Origin of the sequence: Streptomyces albipurpureus (assembly GCF_023701525.1) — a bacterium.
Classification (GTDB): Bacteria; Actinomycetota; Actinomycetes; order Streptomycetales; family Streptomycetaceae; genus Streptomyces; species Streptomyces albipurpureus.
The window spans coordinates 1-18422 of sequence record NZ_JAMQAW010000118.1 but is presented as its reverse complement, the minus strand read 5'-3'; the positions used below and the strand labels follow the sequence as shown (position 1 = coordinate 18422).

Annotated in this window: 23 protein-coding genes; 1 reads left to right on the top strand and 22 read right to left on the bottom strand. The window is 67.7% G+C overall.

All coding sequences use genetic code 11. The features are described from left to right. From NBG84_RS39910 to NBG84_RS39815, 21 genes are all read right to left on the bottom strand, one after another. A partial coding sequence (locus NBG84_RS39910) for a hypothetical protein (RefSeq protein ID WP_250924646.1) occupies positions 1–443 on the bottom strand: 443 nt, incomplete at its 3' end. Between the two features lie 14 nt (positions 444–457). Continuing rightward, a complete protein-coding gene (locus NBG84_RS39905) occupies positions 458–892 on the bottom strand; it encodes a hypothetical protein (protein WP_250924645.1) in 435 nt (144 codons plus the stop codon). A 13-nt stretch (positions 893–905) separates the two neighbouring features. Further along, positions 906–3641 (bottom strand): hypothetical protein, encoded by a 2736-nt coding sequence (locus NBG84_RS39900; RefSeq protein WP_250924644.1) that lies wholly within the window; start codon positions 3639–3641, stop codon positions 906–908. A gap of 11 nt (positions 3642–3652) precedes the next feature. Next, positions 3653–6205: a phage tail family protein gene (locus NBG84_RS39895; RefSeq protein WP_250924643.1), complete on the bottom strand. Its 2553-nt coding sequence runs from the start codon at positions 6203–6205 to the stop codon at positions 3653–3655. Between the two features lie 20 nt (positions 6206–6225). Next, positions 6226–6354, bottom strand: coding sequence for a hypothetical protein (locus tag NBG84_RS40940; protein WP_285369012.1), 129 nt, complete (start codon positions 6352–6354; stop codon positions 6226–6228). Then, positions 6351–6827 (bottom strand): hypothetical protein, encoded by a 477-nt coding sequence (locus NBG84_RS39890; RefSeq protein ID WP_250924642.1) that lies wholly within the window; start codon positions 6825–6827, stop codon positions 6351–6353. The genes NBG84_RS40940 and NBG84_RS39890 overlap by 4 nt, the downstream gene beginning before the upstream one ends. Beyond that, on the bottom strand, positions 6824–7303 hold the full coding sequence (locus NBG84_RS39885; protein ID WP_250924641.1) for a phage tail tube protein: 480 nt from the start codon (positions 7301–7303) through the stop codon (positions 6824–6826). Before NBG84_RS39885 ends, NBG84_RS39890 begins: the two co-directional genes overlap by 4 nt. Positions 7304–7367: 64 nt before the next feature. Further along, entirely contained in the window at positions 7368–7802 is a 435-nt protein-coding gene (locus NBG84_RS39880) for a minor capsid protein (RefSeq protein WP_250924640.1), read from the bottom strand. Beyond that, positions 7795–8145, bottom strand: a complete 351-nt coding sequence (locus tag NBG84_RS39875) for a hypothetical protein (protein WP_250924639.1) — start codon at positions 8143–8145, stop codon at positions 7795–7797. Before NBG84_RS39875 ends, NBG84_RS39880 begins: the two co-directional genes overlap by 8 nt. A 10-nt stretch (positions 8146–8155) precedes the next feature. After that, the gene (locus NBG84_RS39870; protein WP_250924638.1) at positions 8156–8470 is read right to left on the bottom strand and encodes a hypothetical protein; all 315 of its coding nucleotides are present in this window, start codon (positions 8468–8470) and stop codon (positions 8156–8158) included. Continuing rightward, positions 8467–8889, bottom strand: a complete 423-nt coding sequence (locus NBG84_RS39865; RefSeq protein ID WP_250924637.1) for a hypothetical protein — start codon at positions 8887–8889, stop codon at positions 8467–8469. The genes NBG84_RS39870 and NBG84_RS39865 overlap by 4 nt, the downstream gene beginning before the upstream one ends. Before the next feature lie 9 nt (positions 8890–8898). Continuing rightward, positions 8899–9408: a hypothetical protein gene (locus NBG84_RS39860; protein WP_250924636.1), complete on the bottom strand. Its 510-nt coding sequence runs from the start codon at positions 9406–9408 to the stop codon at positions 8899–8901. Next, positions 9392–9697 (bottom strand): hypothetical protein, encoded by a 306-nt coding sequence (locus NBG84_RS39855; protein ID WP_250924635.1) that lies wholly within the window; start codon positions 9695–9697, stop codon positions 9392–9394. The genes NBG84_RS39860 and NBG84_RS39855 overlap by 17 nt, the downstream gene beginning before the upstream one ends. Positions 9698–9702: 5 nt before the next feature. After that, the gene (locus tag NBG84_RS39850; RefSeq protein WP_250924634.1) at positions 9703–10902 is read right to left on the bottom strand and encodes an SU10 major capsid protein; all 1200 of its coding nucleotides are present in this window, start codon (positions 10900–10902) and stop codon (positions 9703–9705) included. A 9-nt stretch (positions 10903–10911) separates the two neighbouring features. Next, positions 10912–11637, bottom strand: coding sequence for a hypothetical protein (locus NBG84_RS39845; protein ID WP_250924633.1), 726 nt, complete (start codon positions 11635–11637; stop codon positions 10912–10914). A 106-nt stretch (positions 11638–11743) separates the two neighbouring features. Further along, on the bottom strand, positions 11744–12019 hold the full coding sequence (locus NBG84_RS39840) for a hypothetical protein (protein ID WP_250924632.1): 276 nt from the start codon (positions 12017–12019) through the stop codon (positions 11744–11746). After that, positions 12010–13992, bottom strand: a complete 1983-nt coding sequence (locus NBG84_RS39835; protein ID WP_250924631.1) for a phage minor capsid protein — start codon at positions 13990–13992, stop codon at positions 12010–12012. Before NBG84_RS39835 ends, NBG84_RS39840 begins: the two co-directional genes overlap by 10 nt. Continuing rightward, on the bottom strand, positions 13934–15526 hold the full coding sequence (locus NBG84_RS39830) for a phage portal protein (protein ID WP_250924630.1): 1593 nt from the start codon (positions 15524–15526) through the stop codon (positions 13934–13936). The genes NBG84_RS39835 and NBG84_RS39830 overlap by 59 nt, the downstream gene beginning before the upstream one ends. Further along, a complete protein-coding gene (locus NBG84_RS39825) occupies positions 15526–15684 on the bottom strand; it encodes a hypothetical protein (protein WP_250924629.1) in 159 nt (52 codons plus the stop codon). Before NBG84_RS39825 ends, NBG84_RS39830 begins: the two co-directional genes overlap by 1 nt. Continuing rightward, a complete protein-coding gene (locus NBG84_RS39820) occupies positions 15681–16970 on the bottom strand; it encodes a PBSX family phage terminase large subunit (RefSeq protein WP_250924628.1) in 1290 nt (429 codons plus the stop codon). The genes NBG84_RS39825 and NBG84_RS39820 overlap by 4 nt, the downstream gene beginning before the upstream one ends. Next, complete coding sequence (locus NBG84_RS39815; protein WP_250924627.1) at positions 16967–17392, bottom strand: hypothetical protein; 426 nt, start codon at positions 17390–17392, stop codon at positions 16967–16969. The genes NBG84_RS39820 and NBG84_RS39815 overlap by 4 nt, the downstream gene beginning before the upstream one ends. A gap of 125 nt (positions 17393–17517) precedes the next feature. Here NBG84_RS39815 and NBG84_RS39810 point away from each other — a divergent pair, with 125 nt between their 5' ends. Continuing rightward, positions 17518–17766 carry a hypothetical protein gene (locus NBG84_RS39810; protein ID WP_250924626.1) on the top strand — a complete coding sequence of 83 codons (249 nt, stop codon included), beginning with the start codon at positions 17518–17520 and terminating at the stop codon, positions 17764–17766. Positions 17767–18047: 281 nt separating this feature from the next. On the opposite strand, the gene NBG84_RS39805 is transcribed toward NBG84_RS39810, so the two are convergent. Then, positions 18048–18251: a hypothetical protein gene (locus tag NBG84_RS39805; protein WP_250924625.1), complete on the bottom strand. Its 204-nt coding sequence runs from the start codon at positions 18249–18251 to the stop codon at positions 18048–18050. Positions 18252–18422 lie beyond the last annotated feature (171 nt).

The following is an 18422-nucleotide window of genomic DNA, read 5'->3' as shown; positions in this document are numbered from 1 at the left end:
TCGCCGCCGCCGTTGCGCTGCCAAGCGGTGCTGTGCGCACTCGCTTTGAGGCAGACGACCATGCGGTGCCCCTCTGGCCAGTCGTCGGGCACTCGCCAGCAGAACGCCGCGTTCAGGGCGAGGTGGTGCAGCGCGTGGTCAACGTTCTGTCCCGACCACGGTTTGATCTGCGTCCACGGCCCGGCGGAGCGATCCGGGTGGTTGTAGTCGTACCACCAGATATGCCAGCCAACGCCCACCATGTAAGTCTGCCCGCCCGGGTGCCCGGCGTCGTTCGTCACCCCGGCCTTAGCCGTGATGTCGAGGACATCCCCCGCCGCAGTGGCCGGCAGAACCACCCGGTACAGCAGCGAGCTGGTCGCCGAGTGCCGGTCGATCGGGATCGCGGAGGTTTCCAGCCGGTCGGACCAGACCGGCGGGGCGGGTACGAGCACTGATGTCACGCGCGTCCTCCTATTCAGACGACTTCATGGATGGTGACTTTGATCGAGCAGTTCACGCCCTGGATGCGCTGGTCCGTACCCGGCGACGCGACGAGCTTGAACAAGTGCGCGCCAGCCGCCGGGAGCGTGCCGGAATAGTTCTGCGAGAACGTTCCGCGGTCGGACGTGACCGCGTCCGAGAAGACAGCCAAGGGGCTTAGGTTCGCCCCGTCGACGTGGAGCCTCGCCGTGCCGGTGGCCGCACCGGTTCCGATCGTGTCCGCGTCCCACACACACTCGGCCTCGTAGGTAGCTCCAGGTACCTCGGTGACCAGGTTGATGGCGGCACCAGTGATGTCGATGTTGGTGGCCGGCCCGGTGTGGGCGGCGGAGCCCACCGCGAAATAGACGGTCGGCTTAAGCCGGTTCAGCTGCCCGGCGGTAACGATTTGGCCTGCGAGGATCGGCACGGGCGGCTCCTTTCTAGAGTGCGGCGCGCATGGGGTGGGTGAGGCGTAGGCGCGTGCCGGTCGGGTGGGCTTTGACGATGCCGTTGATGGAGCGGGTGACCACGAAGGTCTGCGTGGTGCCCGTGCCGTTGATGGCGGTGACGGTGACCTCCTCGCCGCCGCAGGTGACGGAGAACGGGAACATCGCGGCAAACGCCGCCGAATCGATCCAGCGGGGGCCAGCGGTGGTCGAGACCGCCCACGAGGGGTCTCCGGCGGCCACCCCAACGGTCAGCTCTGACCCCTCGGTGTCGGCCCGCCCCAGCACTGGGTCCTCTGCCACGCCGACTGTCCACGGCCCCGCTGGTGAGCACACGAAATCGATCGTCCACTCGCGCTCGCCGAAGGTCTCGGAGAAGCCCTCCACCATCAGATCCAGCGGGCCGGGCGGGAGATGGTCCGGCAGGTTCACGATCCGGATGATGTCGCCCTCAGCAACAGCGACCGCCTGAGGGACCAGCTGCGGATATTTGTGGAGGAGGAGCCGTAGCCGTGGCCAGCGGTACTCGTCCCAAGCGGAGTGGGACACCATCCACCCAGCGATCGCCTCCGGCTGCCCGTCATGGAACAGGTTCAGGGTCACGGGTTCCTGGTAGGGGCCGATACCGTCCGGATGTTCGCGTACGGACATCGGCCCGTCATCGAGCCGTACCCGCGCCGACGAACCGCCCTGCCGGCTGACGGTGATGTCGTTGCGGACTGAGTCGTCCTCGATCGGCTCGAACGGCTGCGTCAGCTGGCCGTAGTCCAGGGTGAGGACGGGCTCACGGTTGTAGAGCGCCACCCGCGGCTGGTATCCCAGCGCCAGCCGCCCGGACAGCTCATACAGCCGACCACCGTCCGCGTCTTCCGCTTCCTCCAGCAGCGCGAGCAGCTGCCCGGGACGCTGCGGCCCCATGAGCGTCGTCTCGCCAACGCCCACCGACATCGGCACGGCCTCTTCGCCAGTCAGCCGGATGATGCGATCAGCGGCATCCTCACCCTGGAATCCATCGTCCGCGCCGTTGTAAATCAAGGTGTTCTGGGAGTTGAACACCCCAAGGTGCCCGATGCTTTGGCCATCACCGGAAGCGTCCCATTTGGTGACGATACGGGTCACGATCCCAGCGGTAGCGGTGATCGTCTGCACATTGGCGTGACCACCGCCAGAGACGTCAATCCACCCCAAGTGATACGTCACCTGACCTGGTAGCGCGCCCGGGCGGGCGAGGACCTCCAACCGGTTCCAGGTGGCGTAGAACGCCGGTGTAGTGCCGCCCCCAACGCTCAGGATCTGATCCCCGTCCGCGTCATACCCGCGGGCGTACAGCCCTCCTGGCTCCAGCGTCACGATCATCCGGCGCACCGTGCCCGAGACCGCGAACTCCAAGATCTTCGTAGCCGTCGCCGGGGCGGCGTCGATCTTGTAGACGTAGGTCACCATCCACTCACCCGTCGCCGGATGCGGAGGCACCAGAGCGTCCATGCTGGACGCCGCGCCACCGGTCAGTCGCGGCAACGCGTCCGATCCGACAAGGCTGTTGTCCGCTCCGAAGTCGAAGCCCACAGTCCTCAATGGAGGCACGCGGGGAAACGGGCTATACGCCTGAACGGCATCTTCCCCTTCCTCCATCGGCCAATACGCCACACACGACGGCTCGGATGGGATGCGGCGGCGGAGGGTGGACTGGAGCGCCTCCCGCCCAGCCTCCAGACGGCGGATGATGCCCGCAGCGGTGATAGGGGCGGTGATGTTGTTGCCGCTGAGATGCCAGCGGGGTGCCCACGTCGGCACCTCACCCCGCACGCGGATACGGCGGCTCGTGATCTCCGCCCCGTTGGTCGTACTCCACAGCTTGCCCTGAGGGTCGGTGAAGCTGGACGCGCCGGACGTCTGGGCCGTGAAATCCGGGCTGGCCACGACGGTGCCGTTGATGCCCGAGCGCATCTCGAAACCGTGGATACTGCCTGACGAGCCTTGGAAGGCGAGCCCGGTCCACCCGAGCCCGACCCTCAGGGGGCCAGTACTGGCGAAGATGCTCGTCGTCCCGGGCGTCACCACGGGTGCCCCGAGTTGAGTCCATGGTCCCGCCATGGTGGGAGCCGTGTAGAAGCGGACCGTGTTGCCACTGCTGCCGTTGTTGACATCGAGGGTCACGCGGACGGCCATGCGCCGATCGCTCGGCACCGGCAGGGGGACGGTGGACGCCGTCTCGATCGTCGTCGCACCAGTCGCTGACCACTCGAACTGGAGTCGGCCGTGGCGGGTGATGAGCAGCCAGGAACGGTCAGGGGTGAAGATGTTCCCCTTGCCGGCCAGCTGCACCGAGCTGACGTCGATGTTGTCCCCGGCGATCAGCCAGTTGTCCAAGGTGGCATCGAGCCGAACATCGAGGTCCCCGGTGATGTCCAGTGATGCGTGGTCCGGCGTGGATGCCCGGGCGCCGGTGTTCGCACCGGACACCTGGAGGGCGACGACACCCGACTCCACCGACAGCCTGAGCGGCGTGTTCCGCCCCAACTGTCCGTAGTACGGGCTACGTGGGTTGCGGTTGTCGTAGAGCCCGCCGGGGGACTCCAGGGTGAGGGCAACCTCGGCCGCTTCTGCCCTGCCGCCGCGGTTCCTGCGTCCACGGGTGTGGGTGATCCGGGTTCCGTGACGCACATGGTCGGTGACGTCGACCTGTACGCCACCGATCTCCAGTTCCACCCGCGCATCAGGCACCACCATCTGTCCGTCCCCTATCGTCGTTGACCGAACGCGCGCTGGACATCGCCGCCGCCCTTGATCGTGACCTGGTCGCGGATCTGCTCAGCGAGGAACGAGGACCAGGTGGTCCCGTCGCCGCGGACCTCCAGGACGATGCGGGGCGGTCCGCTACCGGCTCCCGCCATGGCTGGTCCGCCTGCCAGTCCGAGGGCAGGTAGGCCGGCGCCGAGGTGGAGCCCCGCGCCGATCTGCTGCTGAGCGTGCGCCAACATGCCCGATGCGGCCTTCCCGACGAGCCCTGTACCGGAAGTCATACCGGCCGCGAGGGCTTGCGCGACCGACTGCCCGGAGTAGAGCGTCCAACCCCGGCCCGCGAACGGGCCCTCCTTCGCGGGAGAGAAGGGGAAGAAGTCGCGGGCTTTCGAGACGAGCTTGGAGGCGGCGCCGCCGACATCGCCCAGCTTCGACAACATGCCCGAGATGAACCCGGCGATCAGCGACCGGCCCGCATCCCGCAACTTGCTTCCCAGGTCACCCAACGCGGAGCGCACTTTGCCGGGGAACTCGCGGGCCTTGGTGACTGACTCTGCGATCTTCGCGGCTAGTGCCTTCTTCATCTCCTCACCGGCACCTCGAACCCGTTCGCCGAGCTTGGATCCGAAGGACGCGAGCGCGCTGTGCACCTTGCCGGGGAACTCCGTGAACCACCGCACGATGGTGTCGACAGCCCCCCGCATCAGCTCCTTCGCCTTCTTCCAGGCCTCGTCGAAATCGCCCCTGAGGAGGGCGGCGATCATCTCCAGCGCGGGGACGACCACGGTCTCGATGACCACGGCCAGCTCATCCGCGAAGATCGCCACCAGCTGGGCAATCAGCTCGATCAGCGGCGTGAGGAGAGGCATCAGCGACGTCATCAGCTCCAGCCCCAGCGCCGCGATCTCCGCGATCACTGGGGTCAGAGCGATGAGCAGGTCGCCGAACGTCTGGCCGATGGTGACCAGGGTCGGACCGAGTTCGACCAGCAGATCACCCAGCATCCCCACGAACAGCACGAGCTGGTCACCGATCGATGCGGCGAGGATCTCCACGATCGGGATCAGAGCGGCGATGATCGGTGTCAGGGTGTCCGCGAGGATTCCCACAACCTGCTGGATCACCGGTGCGAGGGCCACGAAGACCTTCTCCAGCGCCGCGAACAGGGGCGTGACCGCTGGCAGAAGTGCGGCGACCAGGGTGCCGATCAGCGGCAGGATCGGAGCCGCTGCCGTGATCAGAGCACCAATCGCGCTGGCCGCTGCCCCGAGTACCGGGCCGAGAGCCTCGATCACCGGCGCGAGTGCCGTGCCCAGTGCCTGCACCAGGGTCTGGATCGGCGGTCCCAACTGCTCGAACACCGGGCCGATCACCTTCAGCGCGGACACGAGGAGTGGGGCGACGGTCTTAGCGACCGTCGCCATCGTCTCGAAGATCGCCCGCAAACCACCCTGAACCTCAGGCGACGCAAAGGCGGTCGCGAGGGCGCCAGTGATCTCCTGAAGCACCCCGATGAAGCCGCCGCCACTGACCTGGGCGGCGCTGAAAACGCTGCCGATGATCGAGCCGACGTTCCCGGCCACATCCATCAACTGGCCGATCAGGGTGATGGCCTGCTCGATGGCCTTCTGCATCGCGCCCGACTCGAACGCGGCGCCCAGGGACTGCGACACCCCCGCCAGCCCGTCAGCGGCGGCCCCGGTCAACTTCTCGAAGGACGGGCCAGCAGCAGCCGCGATCTGCCCGAGCCCCGTCACCACCATGCCGGGCACGCCCTGCATGTTCTTGAGGCCGTTCGTCGCCGACCGCATTGCCGTGCCGAGGGTCCCTGAGTCCGCCAGACCCCGAGCGGCACCCATCACCCCAGCCGCCATATCGCCCAGCGCGGTGGCGGTGCCCTTCAACTCGGTTTTGAGGACGGGCATCACGCTGGTCGCTGTGCGCTTGAGGTTCTCCCCAAGCCCGCGGAACAGCTCCTGCTGAATGCCCTGCTGGAACGCGTTCCACTCCGGAGCGAGCGCCTTGACCTGACGCGCGAACGCCTGAGCGGACGGAGACAGCTTCTTGATCGCCTCTTCGAACTTCTCCGCGTTTGCCGGGTCGAGTGCGTTCGACAGAGCGTCGCCCATGCCCTGCGTACCGAGCTTGACCACCATCTGGGCCTGCTTGATCGCCAACAGCGCTGTGACCGCAACACCGCTGGCCGGGGCGATGTTGGCCACCGCTGCCGCCAGCCCAGCCGCAGCGGGTGCCGCGGCTCCGAGCTTGGCCGCCATACCGCCGACGGACATGGCGATCTTCCCGAGACCACCCGCCATCCCGCCGAGCCGGCCCAGTGAGAGACCGAGCCGATCCCCCTCGTCACTGCCAGCCGACAGCCCTGCGGCCATCAGCTGACCCGACGTGGCGAACGTCCCGTCGAGATGACGCAGCCGGCCTTCCACGTCCCGCTGAAAGCCCCGCATCCGCAGCTCAGCAGCCGACAGCCCGCTCCGCATGCCGGAGTCGTCGGCGTTGATCAGACCTGTCAGCGACCCAATGGTGAGCGACACGCGATCACCCCCAGGGTGTGTCAGGACCGCAGAGCGGCACGGATCTGATCGGGGTCATCGACGATCGACAGCTCGTCACCCGCCATCCGCCGGAACATCGCTTCCGGTGAAAGGCCGGTGAGGAGGACGTAGAACCGTCTGCGGCTCATGCCCGCGATGTGGCGGGGGCCGTACCGGTACTCGCGCTGGAAGTCGGCCTCGATCGCCCACCAGTACCGGCGGATGGCTTCTTCTGCGCGGCTCGGCGGGCTTGCCGGTTGGGGGCTTTTCCCGTGCCGGCCTGAGTCCTCAGCCGCTCGTACGCCTCAGCGAAGGACAGGTCCTCACCAGCGGCCTGGGCCATGCCCCACAACAGGACTGTCATCAACTTGCGGGTGCCGATCTTCGGCGGGGCAAGCCACTGATCAGCCGCAGCCTGACCGAAGAGGAGTGCGACCAGCTCGGCAGCGTCCTCGTCCGATTCGGAGGCCTGAAGTGCGGTGAAGCGCTCGCCAAAACCGAGCGGGAGATCGACCGGGACGGGGACGGTGACGCCCTCGATCACCGTGGTCCGGCTGCCGCCGGTGAGCTCCTCCCAGAACGCGTCGAACGACTCCTCAATCGGCGCCTTGCGGGCGGTCATGCCTTCACCGCCGTGGTGGACGCGCCAGACCGGGTGATGGTGACGGACCAGGACGACTTGTCGTTGTTCCCGCCGCCTTGGTCCCCGAGCTGAAAGGTCGCCGCAGGCCACACCTCCCAGGTGGTGTCACCCGGGGCGGCCATACGGAAGCCCACAAGAGAGTCGTCTCCGAGACGGGCCGCCTGCACTTCGGCGAGCGCCTGCCCCGGATCGAGAGCACCCGTTGTCTTGTCCTTCAGACGGAAGCCCTCCAGGGTGATGGACTTCCCTTCCTGCATGTTCTGCGATTCAGCGCGGCCCTGGCTGCCGAAAGTCGTGGTATCGGCGGTCTCATACTCATGAGAGAGGGAGAAAGTGTTGATGCCGCCTTCGCCCGCACCGCCCTGGGCAGTCCTGATCGCGACCCAGGTGCCCGGGTTAAGGAAGTCTTCGATCTCGAACTGGCAATCTCTGGCGTTGTATTTGGTGGCTGCCATGGCTCCTCCGGGCATGACGAAGGCCCGCTGCCGGTGGGCTGCGGGCCTGGGGAAAGTGAAGGGGTCAGACGCGGTGCGTCGTGGGGCTGAGATGTTCCATACGGAAGTTGGCGACGTGCTCGTGCCGCTGGGACTGGTCGACGCCGAGCGCCGCAGGGGCACCCTGAAGCGCCACCGAGAGGATCAGCTCCACACCGCCCGGCAGAGTCACCGGCCCGAGGCCGTGCAGCTCGATTCGGATACGGGCACACAGGCGCCGGGAGGTACGCGGGTCCTGGTCGCCACGGACGCGGACCTGCATCCGCGGCTCGTCGTACGGCAGCCTGGAGTCCGGCTCGGTGCCGTCGTCGTAAAGCGTGAGGACCACAGCGACGCCAGGCGTGGACGGCATCGACTCGATGAAGCAGTCCCCGCCGACCCCGGTCGGGTCGTAGTCGACCAGGCCCCGCTCGGACAGATGGCGGGCGATCCCGTCGAGGAGATCCGGCTCATCATCCACGCAGCCACCTCCTCAATCCCACTGCCATCAGGTCCAACACGACCTGGCGTTCCCGATTCATGGGGATTTCCAGGTACTTCGCGCTCCTACCCGGCAGGTGCTTCCACGACAGCTCCTCGTGCTGCCGGGCCGCATAGACCGTGTCGAAGACGACCGCGCCGTTCAGCGGGCCGGTCATCACGACCTTGCCGGAGCGCTCCAGGGTGCCCTCGTCGAGCGGCACCAGCCTGCGAGCCTCACCGAGGACGTGTTCCAGGCCCTTCTCCAGCCCTTCGGAGGCGAGCCGCCTGCCGCGGCTGGTCCATTGCCGGCGGCCGTCGAACCGGAACCGCGTGTACTGCACCAGGCACCTCCTAGGCGAGCTGGACTTCGAGATGGTCAGGAGTGGCGAGACCGCCGCCATCCCGCCGTAGAGCGGCGATCACGGTGGTCTGCCTACCGGTGGGCAGGGTGACGCGGGACTCGGCAGGGCAGACCGCATCGAGCCGGGCATAGAACGTGCCGGATGAGATCACCTCTTGACCCTCTTTGCTGCGGACCGTGCGGGTCTGCTCATCCAGAAAGCACCTGAGGCTGGCAGCCGGTCCGTACTGGGGCCCGTACGCGGAGTCCCCGAGATACGGCTCCACCGTTACCTCATGCCGCAGCAGAAACCCGGGGATCTTCATGAGACCACCAGCCCCAGGACGAAGATGTCCGGGGTCAGGTCAGGTGACCGGAGCGCTTCGAGGGCCGCGTCAGCGACCTCCCGGCCACCCACCGAGGCCGCAGAGCCCCCGGCCGACGAGCCAGGCCCGGACAGGGCAACGGAGCCGATCTTCACCGTCCCGTACCTACCCGCCGTGCCCAGCTCGTCGCCCGTCTCGCCCCACCACTGGACCTGGGCACACACAGCAGCCGTGAACGCGGCCACCACCACGGCGTTGGTGGGCATCCCGGTGGCCGGGTCCGCGTCGTATCCGCACAGCCGAAACACCCTGCTGTCCAGAAACGTGGACGCGCGACCGAGGACGGCATCGATACCCTCAGGCGGAGTCTCGCCCGTGTAGGCCTGATAGTCAGCGGAGGTGGCATAGACCCTGGCCATGACCACCTCCTACGCGGACGCACCCACGATGACGATGTCGTAGCTGACACTCGTACCCGCTGCCGAGTTGGCGATCTTCAGGAGATCCCCCGTCCCAGCCGTGACCGCGTACGCCGTTGCGTCAGCAGCACCAGCCATGACGCCGAAGGATGCACCCGGGCGGAGCGTGACCGTGCCGGTCGCCCCCAGAAGGGTGCTCCAGGCGTTGCTGGTTGCGTTGCCCACGATCACGCTGTTGGTGTTGCCCTCAGCAGCCGCGACGAACAGGCCCTTGACCTTCACGAAGGTGATCGCCGTCCCGAAGGCGTCCAGAAGGACGCCTGCGAGGTCGAGATCCTCCGTTGCCGAAGCGGCCAGCGTGCGCCGGTCGTGGAAGACCTTGTCCGCCTTCCCGGCCCCGGTGCCGCTGGCCAGGTGCACGGCTCGCCGGAAGCTCAGCCGGTCCTCCGAGACCGTGAGGTCCTGCGCCTTGGACTGGTAGATCGAGGCGGAGATGCCGAGATCAGTCGTCACTGCCACCAGGGCCACCTCCCTCGGTGTACTGGGCGGCCAGCTCGTCGCGGGTTGCCTTCTCGGCGTCTTCCTCGGCCATGCCCTGGGCGACCGCGTACGCCTTCCAGTCCGCCTTGGACGCGGACTTGGTCGGATGCTTCGGCTCGACCGGCTCGGGGGCCGGGTCGGGCTCCGCACAGCGCCAGCCCGAGGCCGGGTCGGCAGCCAGCGCCGCGTACCGCTCCGCCTCCGGCCCCGGTGCCGGGCGGACGCGTTCCGCCACGTGCGGCCCTACGCCGCGTTCGTAGACAGCCACAGTCATCACACCTTCAGCCCGGTCATGACGCCGTGCGCCCGCTCGTTGCCGTACGCGAGACCGATCTCTCCGTACAGCTGGACCTCGTCGCTTGAACCGGTCTTCGCCAGCGGCTCCTCGAACATCACGCCCTTGCCGGGGACGTTGAGGAACACCGGCTCGCACTGCTCCAGCGAGACGACCGAGATGGTGTCCTGCGGCATGTGCCGGTCCATCATCACGGCCAATGTGCCGAAGTCCGTGACGATCTGGTCCACGGCGACACCACCGACGTCGCGGCTGGTCTCGTGGAACTGCCCGTACGCCGAGGCGTACGCGGCCGTGAGCGCGCGGCGCTGGGAGGAGTTGCAGAGCAGTGTGGCGGTCTCCTGCTCGCTGATGCCCCCGTTGTCGTAGGCGAGCTGGAGCAGGTCCGTGACGTGCCCCGGGGTCAGGGTGGTGGCCCACGGCTCGGTGAACGCGATCCCTGACGCGGTCCCGAGGGTGATCGCGGCCCCGCCCAGGGTCGAGGACACCTTGAAGGTGTTCGCATCCTGCTGGTCGGCGTAGTAGATCCGGCCCGGGACAATTCCGGTGGCCGCGCCGACGGCCGTGAACACGATCTTGTCACCGTCTACCAGACCATGACCGGTGGAAGTGATCGTGTCCGTCGCGCTGGTGGCTCCGGTCACGCTGGTGCCCTTGGCGATCCGGTTGGTGGTGATCGCCTGGAGCAGACCCCGGGTCCGCCTCGCGGTCGCGTTCGTGGTCGGGTTGTTGAACGTCCCGTTGATGAAGCTGTAGTTCACGTCCAGCGCGATTGACTTCAGCGCCTGCGCGACCTGCCAGTCCAGCTCCGAGTTCACCGGGTTCGACCCGTCGACACCCCGGTACGGCGCGGACCCGGGCGTCGTCAACATGCCCGCGGTGGCCTGCTTGGTGTACGAGACGGACGCCTTCTCCTGATGGATCTGGACAACGTTCCGGCCGCCGGCCCGTGCCCGGTTCTCCGCTGTGGGAGCGGTCGCGCCCTCCACCCGGGTCCGCTGGGACGGGTCCCGCAGGTCGTAGGTCTGCCACTCGAACTCGGTGCTGCTCGTCATCCGGCCGCCGGTGAGGCCGCCGATGGCCGACAGGAACGGGGTGTCCGCCGGGGTGAGGGCGAAGAGTTCGCCCGCGTAGTTGGGAAGGTTGAAGCTGTCGCCCATCCCGGTGATACCGGCCATGAGCCCTCCTTAGGTCTGTGCGGCTTTCTGCCGCTTGAGTCGGATGACGGTCGCGAAGTCGCGCTTCGCGGTGGCGTCGGCGATCTGCTTGTCGATGGATGCCGCCTGGTCGCCGGAGCCTGAGCCGCCGCCCATGTCTCCGCCTGAGCGGCCGGCCCCACGCGCAGGCGCGAGCTTGGCGAAGGTGGTGACGGCCTTCTTGATCGCGGTGTCGTCAACCTGCCCGTCCTTGTCGACGAAGCGCTTGAGGTCGATGTACTCGGCGAGCGTGGTGAGGTCGACGCCTGCGAGAGCCGCCGCGGCTTCGAGCTTGGCCTGAGCGATCAGGGGGGCGGCTTCGGAGAGAGCGGCCGTGCGGCCTGCCTTCTCTGCCGCGGTGACGGCCTTCTCCTGCTCGCTCATGTTCGCGGCACGGATCTTCTCCAGCTCCGTCTGCGCGCCGCTGTTCTCCTTGGCGCGCTTCTCCCACTGCCGCGCCATGGCCTTCCAGTCCGTGCCGTCACCGGATGTGCCGGGTCCGGACTGTCCGGTTGCCTGTCCGCCCTGGCCGGTGGCGCCGTCTCCCTGCTGTCCGGACGTGCCCGACTCACCGGAGCCGTCCTGTCCGGATGCGGAGCCGCCTTCGCCCTCGCCGTTGCCACCCGCGATGGGATAGATCGGTGAGCCGTTGCGACGCCTGCCGAGAACGGTCCCCGCTGCGTGACTGGCCAGCGGGTGCTTGAAAGGGTGGGGCATGTTGTTCTCCCGTTCCGGGATCAGCCCGATGCACCGTGCGGTGTTCGGGCATACGAAAGGCCCCGCACAAAGGCGGGGCCAAGAGGTGTTCGAGTGTGGTCTGGGGTCAGCCGTCCTCGGCTTCGAGACGCCGGAGATGCTTGCGATACCGGCGCTCTAGATCATCGAGCATCTCCGGTGTCGCCTCCATCTCTAGCCGGTGGTAGCCGTAATCGCTCGGCGTCTGCCGCTCCTCAGCGGTCGGGCGATAGGGGAGGTCGGCATCGCGGTGTGCTTCCGTCCACTCTGCATGAGCGGCAGCCCGCGCACGTGACTGACGGAGGGCCGAAGGATGCGGGCGCTGAGGAGGGGTCTCCGGAGGTTGGTATTCCTTCACAGCCACTTCACTCCATACCAGGACGAACCCATGAGAGCCTTCTTCCCCACCCACGTCATACGCGATCCGTCCGATGGAGGGATCGCTCTGCCCCGTCCGGCCTGACTGATCTCTTGGGGTTCCGGGAAGCCTTCTTCGCCCCATGACAGTGGCGCGGCCCGCTCCAGGATAGCGGCGGCCTCGAGGACTTGAGCTCGCAGTGAGGCCAGTTCCTCCGGGTCTCCGCCACCAGTTTCGGCGGCAGCCTCCAGCCGTTGGATGTCTTCCTTGGCTCGCTCGATCGCCCCTTGTAGCCGCTCCAAAAGGTACTGGGCGGCCTCAGCGTCGCGGGCGCTGTATCCCGCTGATGCCCACGCGTAGCCGCCGACCTGCATGGACGCGTGCAGTTCAATGCGCTCCACACCCGAATCCCGATACCAAGCTTCGAGGCGCGCGTTCAACGCCCCGGACATACCGGAATTCTGGTGCTCGTCCGCGATATCGAAGTAGGAATGCACGACGTAGAGCGCGCCGGTGTCGTCACGTCGCAGTTGGCGGATGACGTCACCGACCATGTTCTCCCCCATATAGATGCCGGCGGAGACATGGGTGTAGTTCTGCTCCACCTTGACTCGCCCTGTCCGGATGGTGAGTCCGGCGTAGTCGCCATCCAGTACACCGGCGATCGCGTGTCTCACGGCTTCTCTTTGCTCGTCGGTGAGCTGATCGGATGGGACGGGAGAGATCAGGTCGTCGAGGAGTGGGAAGCCTGCGGGGCCTTGACGAATCGCGCTGGGTTGCTCGTCGGGCTCGGCGTCGCTGGGCGCTGGTGAGCTGGGTGGGGGCTCGGGGGCAGCGTCCTGTGTGGGCGGGGGGATCTGTTCGCGTTCGGGCTTGCGCCTTAGATCGTCGTGCGCAGCCACGTGCTTCCGCATCTCGGCTTGCCATTCCCTGACCTTGGCGTTCGCCGTCGCGCGGGTCTTGTCGTCCATCGCAGCGGCGGCCCGGCGCTTCCACCGGCGGATGTGGCGTTCGATCTCCCGCTGCCGCTGCGTGTCCTCATAGGTGGTGCCAGGGGTGGCATGGTGCGGCGGGCGGGTCGTGATGCCGGGAAGGTAGGCCGCGAGGGAGTGGCGGCAGTTGGGGTGAAACAGGCCGGCAGCACGGGCCTCGACGAGACTCCCGGCGACGTGGACAGCGACCGTGCGACGCCTGCCACGACGCCGACCCGTGGGTGCTGCGTGCTCGGCCCGGATGGTGTGTGGGCCGGACTGCCCGTTGATGGCGAGGATCTCCCCTTCCCACGCGGCACACAGTGGGCAGTTGAGGGGGGCATCGGAGACGATGACGAGCTGGATGCCCATCTCGGTGAGCGCATCGGTGTGCCCCTCGATCGCGGCCCGGGCGGTGACCGAGCGGACAGCCATCTCTGCGTAGGCGGCCATGTCCCACGACCTGCCGGCCGAGTCGATGAATCCGGTGATGCCGCGGTTGGCGAACTCGTCGAGGGCCCGCTGGCTGGCCTGTCGGCGGGTGATGCCGGTGAGGAGCTGTGTCCCGGATGCGCGGGCGACGACACGGCGGTAGGTGTCCGTGATGGCCCGGGTGATGCGGGCGTACACCGGCCGGGTGTCCTCCGCCAGTGACGCGGCGAGCCGGTCCACCGCGGGGGCGTTCGGCAGGGTCTCCCGGGCCACGAGTTCCCGGCCGATGTCCAGTGCTCCGAGTTCGGCGACGGCGGCCTGCCTGCCGCGGGTGTATGCCTCGATGAGCGCTCGTCGTACTGCGCCGTCGGTGTCCTGTTGTAGTGCCTCCGCGACCTGCTCGATGGACTGCCTCAGGTTGCCGAGTGAGGCGAGCTTCAACTCCGCCCAACGAGGTGAGTCGATGTCCGCCTCAAGCGCTGCCGCCAACTTCTCCAGCAGCACAGTCTCAGCGGCGTCATACAGCCCCCGGACCTCCGCCGCGAGGTTCTCCGCCATCTCCGGGGACACCGGCATCGGGTACCCCCTCGGCTCCGGTCTGGGTGGGATCAGAGACCGCCCGGCCGGACTCGCCGAGGATCGCGTCCGTCTCGGCCCGCACCTGGTCCTTGTCCCAGTCGGGATGCAGCATCTCCACCAACGTCTGCGTGGATGCGGCCTCGGCCCGTCGTAGCAGCTCGGCGGTGGTGGCCAGTTCGCCTACGCCCTCACTGATGGAGTCCTGGAACTCCACCTCGGGCGGCTTGCTGTCTAGGCCTCGGACGCCGAAGCGGAACCCAGCCTCCACCGCCAACTGCGCGGCAAGGATGTCGGACAGGGCAGGGTCGGCGTAGAGGGCCTTCCGCGCGCGGGTGGCGAGTGACCGGCGCTCTCGGGCCTTGATCTCCGTCGCGGTGACCGCCTGACCTTCACCATGCTCGCCGAACGTCCCGGCCGAGTAGCCAGCCTGACGAGCGGCTTCCTGTACGAGTGCGGCGCAGGTGTCGGCGTGCTCCTTCACTCGGATCGCGAACTGGACGGAGGTGATCGGGTTGGGGTCGCCGGCGCGCGGGAGCATCGAGAGCCCGGTATAGACCCGGCGGTCCTCCCACGAGACGCCCTGCCCGGGGCCAAGGGACTGGAGCAGCGAGTCAGCGACGATGATCCTGCTCTTGCCGTCCTGAATGTCCCGCATCCACGACGTCCAGGCCTCGTCGAGTGCGTCCATCAGGCCCTCGATGCCCTGAAAGTCGGACTGCCCCCAGTAGGCCGCGCTGGGGACATGTCGCCAGGCCCTGGCGGGGCGGACGTTGGGCATGTAGGAGGCGGTCAGGTGCTGCGGTGCGCCGGTGTCGAGCCCCCCTTCGGCGTCGACCTCTTCCGAGAGCGGGGCGGTGGCTGGGTGGTCGGCGAGCGGGCGGACGGCGCCGAGCGTGCTGCTGCTCCCCTCGTACAACCCGTGGTAGATGCGGCCCTTCTCGTGGCGCTCCAGGTGCCGGAAGACGCGCCGGTCGGAGGTGTCGCCGGAGTCGAGCACGGTCCAGAAGGTGACGGCGGTCAGCCGCCCGTACCGGAACTCGGGAGCGGCCCGGTCGGCCGCGACCACGTCGATCCAGGGCCGATCGGAGACCTCCGTGTCCCAGACCACCCGCAGATAGGCACCACCATGCGCCGCTGCGAGCTCGCCTGCCTCCAGCAGGGTGGGGTGGAGGCTCTTGGCCATGGCGTCGAGGCGGGTCTGGGTGGTGTCGTTCTCGCCGATGAGGGCGGGGGGCTCTGAGAAGAGGAGGCCTGAGCTGGTGCGTGCGATGTCTCCGGCGAGGGGGATGTGCAACTTGCTGACTGTCTCGCCCGCGGGGGTGGGTTCGCCCCAGAACCAGCGGGCGAGCTTCCCCCGTACCCCGCCGGCGTACTGGGCGGGCCGGTTGGCCGGTGTTTGGCTGCCGCGGTTGCGGTAGCGCTCTGCGAGCCGCTCGGGTTCGGAGGAGTACCAGGCGTCCCAGTCGGCGAGTGCGGTCTGGACGGTGGGGTCTACGGGTGGCCACGGAGTGTCTGCGGTGGGCAGGGGCATCAGACGCGCTCCTTCTCCATGACCAGGGCGGCGAGCTGGAGCCAGGACGCGGCGAGTTCGTCGAGGCGTTCCATGAGGGGAAGGTTGGTAAGTTCGATCTCGGCTCGCTCCAGCAGGCGGGCGGCGTTGGCGATGGCCTGGTCCGCAGTGGGCATCATGCGGCCACCTCCAGCAGGGTCGGAATGTGCGGCCGCCACAGGGCCTCGGTGGTGTAGATGCCGTATCGGCCAGCGTCCATGCTGTGGTCGTCCTGCTTCAGGGGTTGGTCAAGGCCCTTCGCGGTGGCCTTGGGGTCCCAGGAGTAGCCCGAGACTTCGTCGATCCAGCCGCGGCATGAGGCGTGGACGCGGAGCTGATCGTTGCCGAGGAGGGTGCCCACGGTGCGGATGCCGGGGAGGACGTCGTTGGCGGCCTGGGTGACTCCGGGCCATTGCTCGCGGAACAACTGCGTGATGAAGGATGCGGCGGATGGGTCGATGACAGTCCACTCGGGGTGCAGCCCGGCCAGAGGTGCCGCGCCACGCACCCAGGTGCGGAGCGCGGTCGCGTACTCGGCGTCCGTCATAGCCCGCCGTTTGGCGCGTGAGTCGTACCGGTACTCGCTGGCGAGGTAGAGGCGCCGGTCTGCGCCTACACCGAGGAGTAGGCCGGAGAACGGGTTGGTGGTGCCATAGTCCACGCCGATGCCGGGCCAGCGGACGATCGGCGGCAGGGTGTCGACAACGTGCTTGTCGTCGTCCCACATGTCATAGATCGCACCCTCGGCGGCAACCCATTCACCCAGGATGTACCGCTTGTAGAACAGGCCGACGTGTTCCCGCTTGAGGGCTTCGACGTAGTCGTCCGGCAGGTACGGGTTGTCGTCGAGCTGGAAGCTGAACCGGTGGAGATCAAGCGTCTCGTCGCCGCTGGTGCGGAGGATCTGCCCGTTGCGGGTGAGGTGGAGTGCGGCCCGGTCGAGGTAGTCGCGCTTGAGCCAGTGATTGCGACCTTCGGGGTTCGTCGTGCCGAACCACTGCGCACCCTCAACAGACAGACGCGTCATCAGCATCGACCAAAACGACTCGGGATAGGTGGTGACCTCGTCGGCGTAGGCGCCAGCCAGGGTCAGGCCCTTGATCTTCTCTGCGGCGCGTTCGTCGTTCGCGCCGGCGGTGTAGATCATCCTGCCGAAGAGGTCGAGTTCTCCGGCGCCGGTGCGGTATCGGCATCGGGAGGTGCCGACCATCTCGGTGATGGGGTCGATGATGTTCCGCTTCAGGGTGCGTTCCGTCTTGCCGACCATGAGGAGCGGGCCGAGCGGGCCCTGGCGGACGTAGCGGAGCCACCGGACGATGCTGGACACGGTCTTGGATGACCGAACGGAGCCTTCCCAGAGGTTTCCGCGGGCGGTGGCGAGGTGGACCGATTCCCGCTGTTTCCCGGCAAGTTTCTGAATGGTCATGTGTCGTCCTCGCCGGTCATGGCGGTCAGCCAGGCGTCTACAGCGGAGAGACCATGGGGGTCTACGCCGTGCTTGTCGAGGGCGAGGTGCTTGTCCGTGGCGATACCGGCGATGGTGGCGGCCTTGTCAGCCCGGGCGTCGGCGAGTTCAGCGCGGGCCTGGGCGACTGCTTCTTCAGCCAGGCTCAGCCAGGCGGTGCCGAGGACTGCACGGCGAGAGGCGGCATCGGCGGTGGCTGCCTCGGTCGCCTTTTTGGTCTGCGAACGTTCGAATGCGTCCACAGGGATGGCATCGGCGGCAAGCTTTGAGACTGTGCTTGGGCTGACTCCGTGGGCTTTCGCGATGGCCCGGCAGGAGAGGTGGCCGGCCTGGATGTCAGCAAGGATGGCGGCGCGGGTGTCGGCGGGGATGCGGGGTGGCACACGCTCTCACCACCTGTCTGTGACATGGGTGAGCCCCCACTGGTGGGTGGGGGCTCGGGTTACTGCCGTGGTGGCGGGTATTGGCCTGGGGGTGGGCCGGGTGGCTGCCCTGGGGGTGGCTGCTGGTGGCCGTACGGGAGGGTCTGTCCCGGCTGTTGGTAGGGGCCGGGTGGGGGCTGCTGCTGCCCGTATGGCTGTTGCGGCGGATACGGCTGCTGGGGCTGGCCCTGTGGTGGGTAGCCGTATCCCTGCTGGGGCGGGTACTGCTGCGGCGGGATCTGCTGGACGGGTACGCGGGTGACGGTTTTGCGTCCCATGGCGGTGGCGATGGGCCAGCCGGTGATGGCCCACAGTCCGCAGGTGATGATCGATAGGAAGACGTGCAAGCCATGATTGGCGCCGCGTTTCTCGACGACGCGCTGTGATCGGCCCATTGGCCTCTCCCCCCTGGAGGTGTAGGGGGCATCGTGGCATGGGGTGGGTGGAGTGTCTGTAGAAATGACGAAGCCCACCGGATTGGGTGGGCTTGGTGTTTCTGGGCACGCCGAAGACGGGTCCAGGATGGGGTGTGCGGGGTGGAGATGTCAACTACTGGCGTAGTGAGGCCCCGCGGGCAGGGTGCGCGCGGGGCTGGGTGCGCGGGTACGGGCTCTGGTTAGGGGTGGGCGAGTCGTAGGCACACGGAGGCGGGCGAGTCCGTGCTGAGCGCCCAGGAGACGGTGGCGACTCGGTAGATGGTGCTCTGCTCACTGGTGGCGTCAACGTGGGTCCAGAGCAGGGTTTCCCCTTCCCTGGGCAGGTGGCTGGGTGCGTCGGTGAGGGCGGAGGTGCCGTCCGGGAACTCGATGTCGATCCTCATGTGTTTCATCCTGCCGTGGTCTCAGTGGGCGTGGGGTAGCACTCGTTGAACGCGTCGGCGAGCGCGGTGAGGTGGTCGGCGTGCTGCCGCAGTTCCGCCACCCAGCGGTGTGCAATCGCGGGCGAGACGATCACGTGCGAGGGGCTGGCCGCGATGACGTCCGCGACTGCT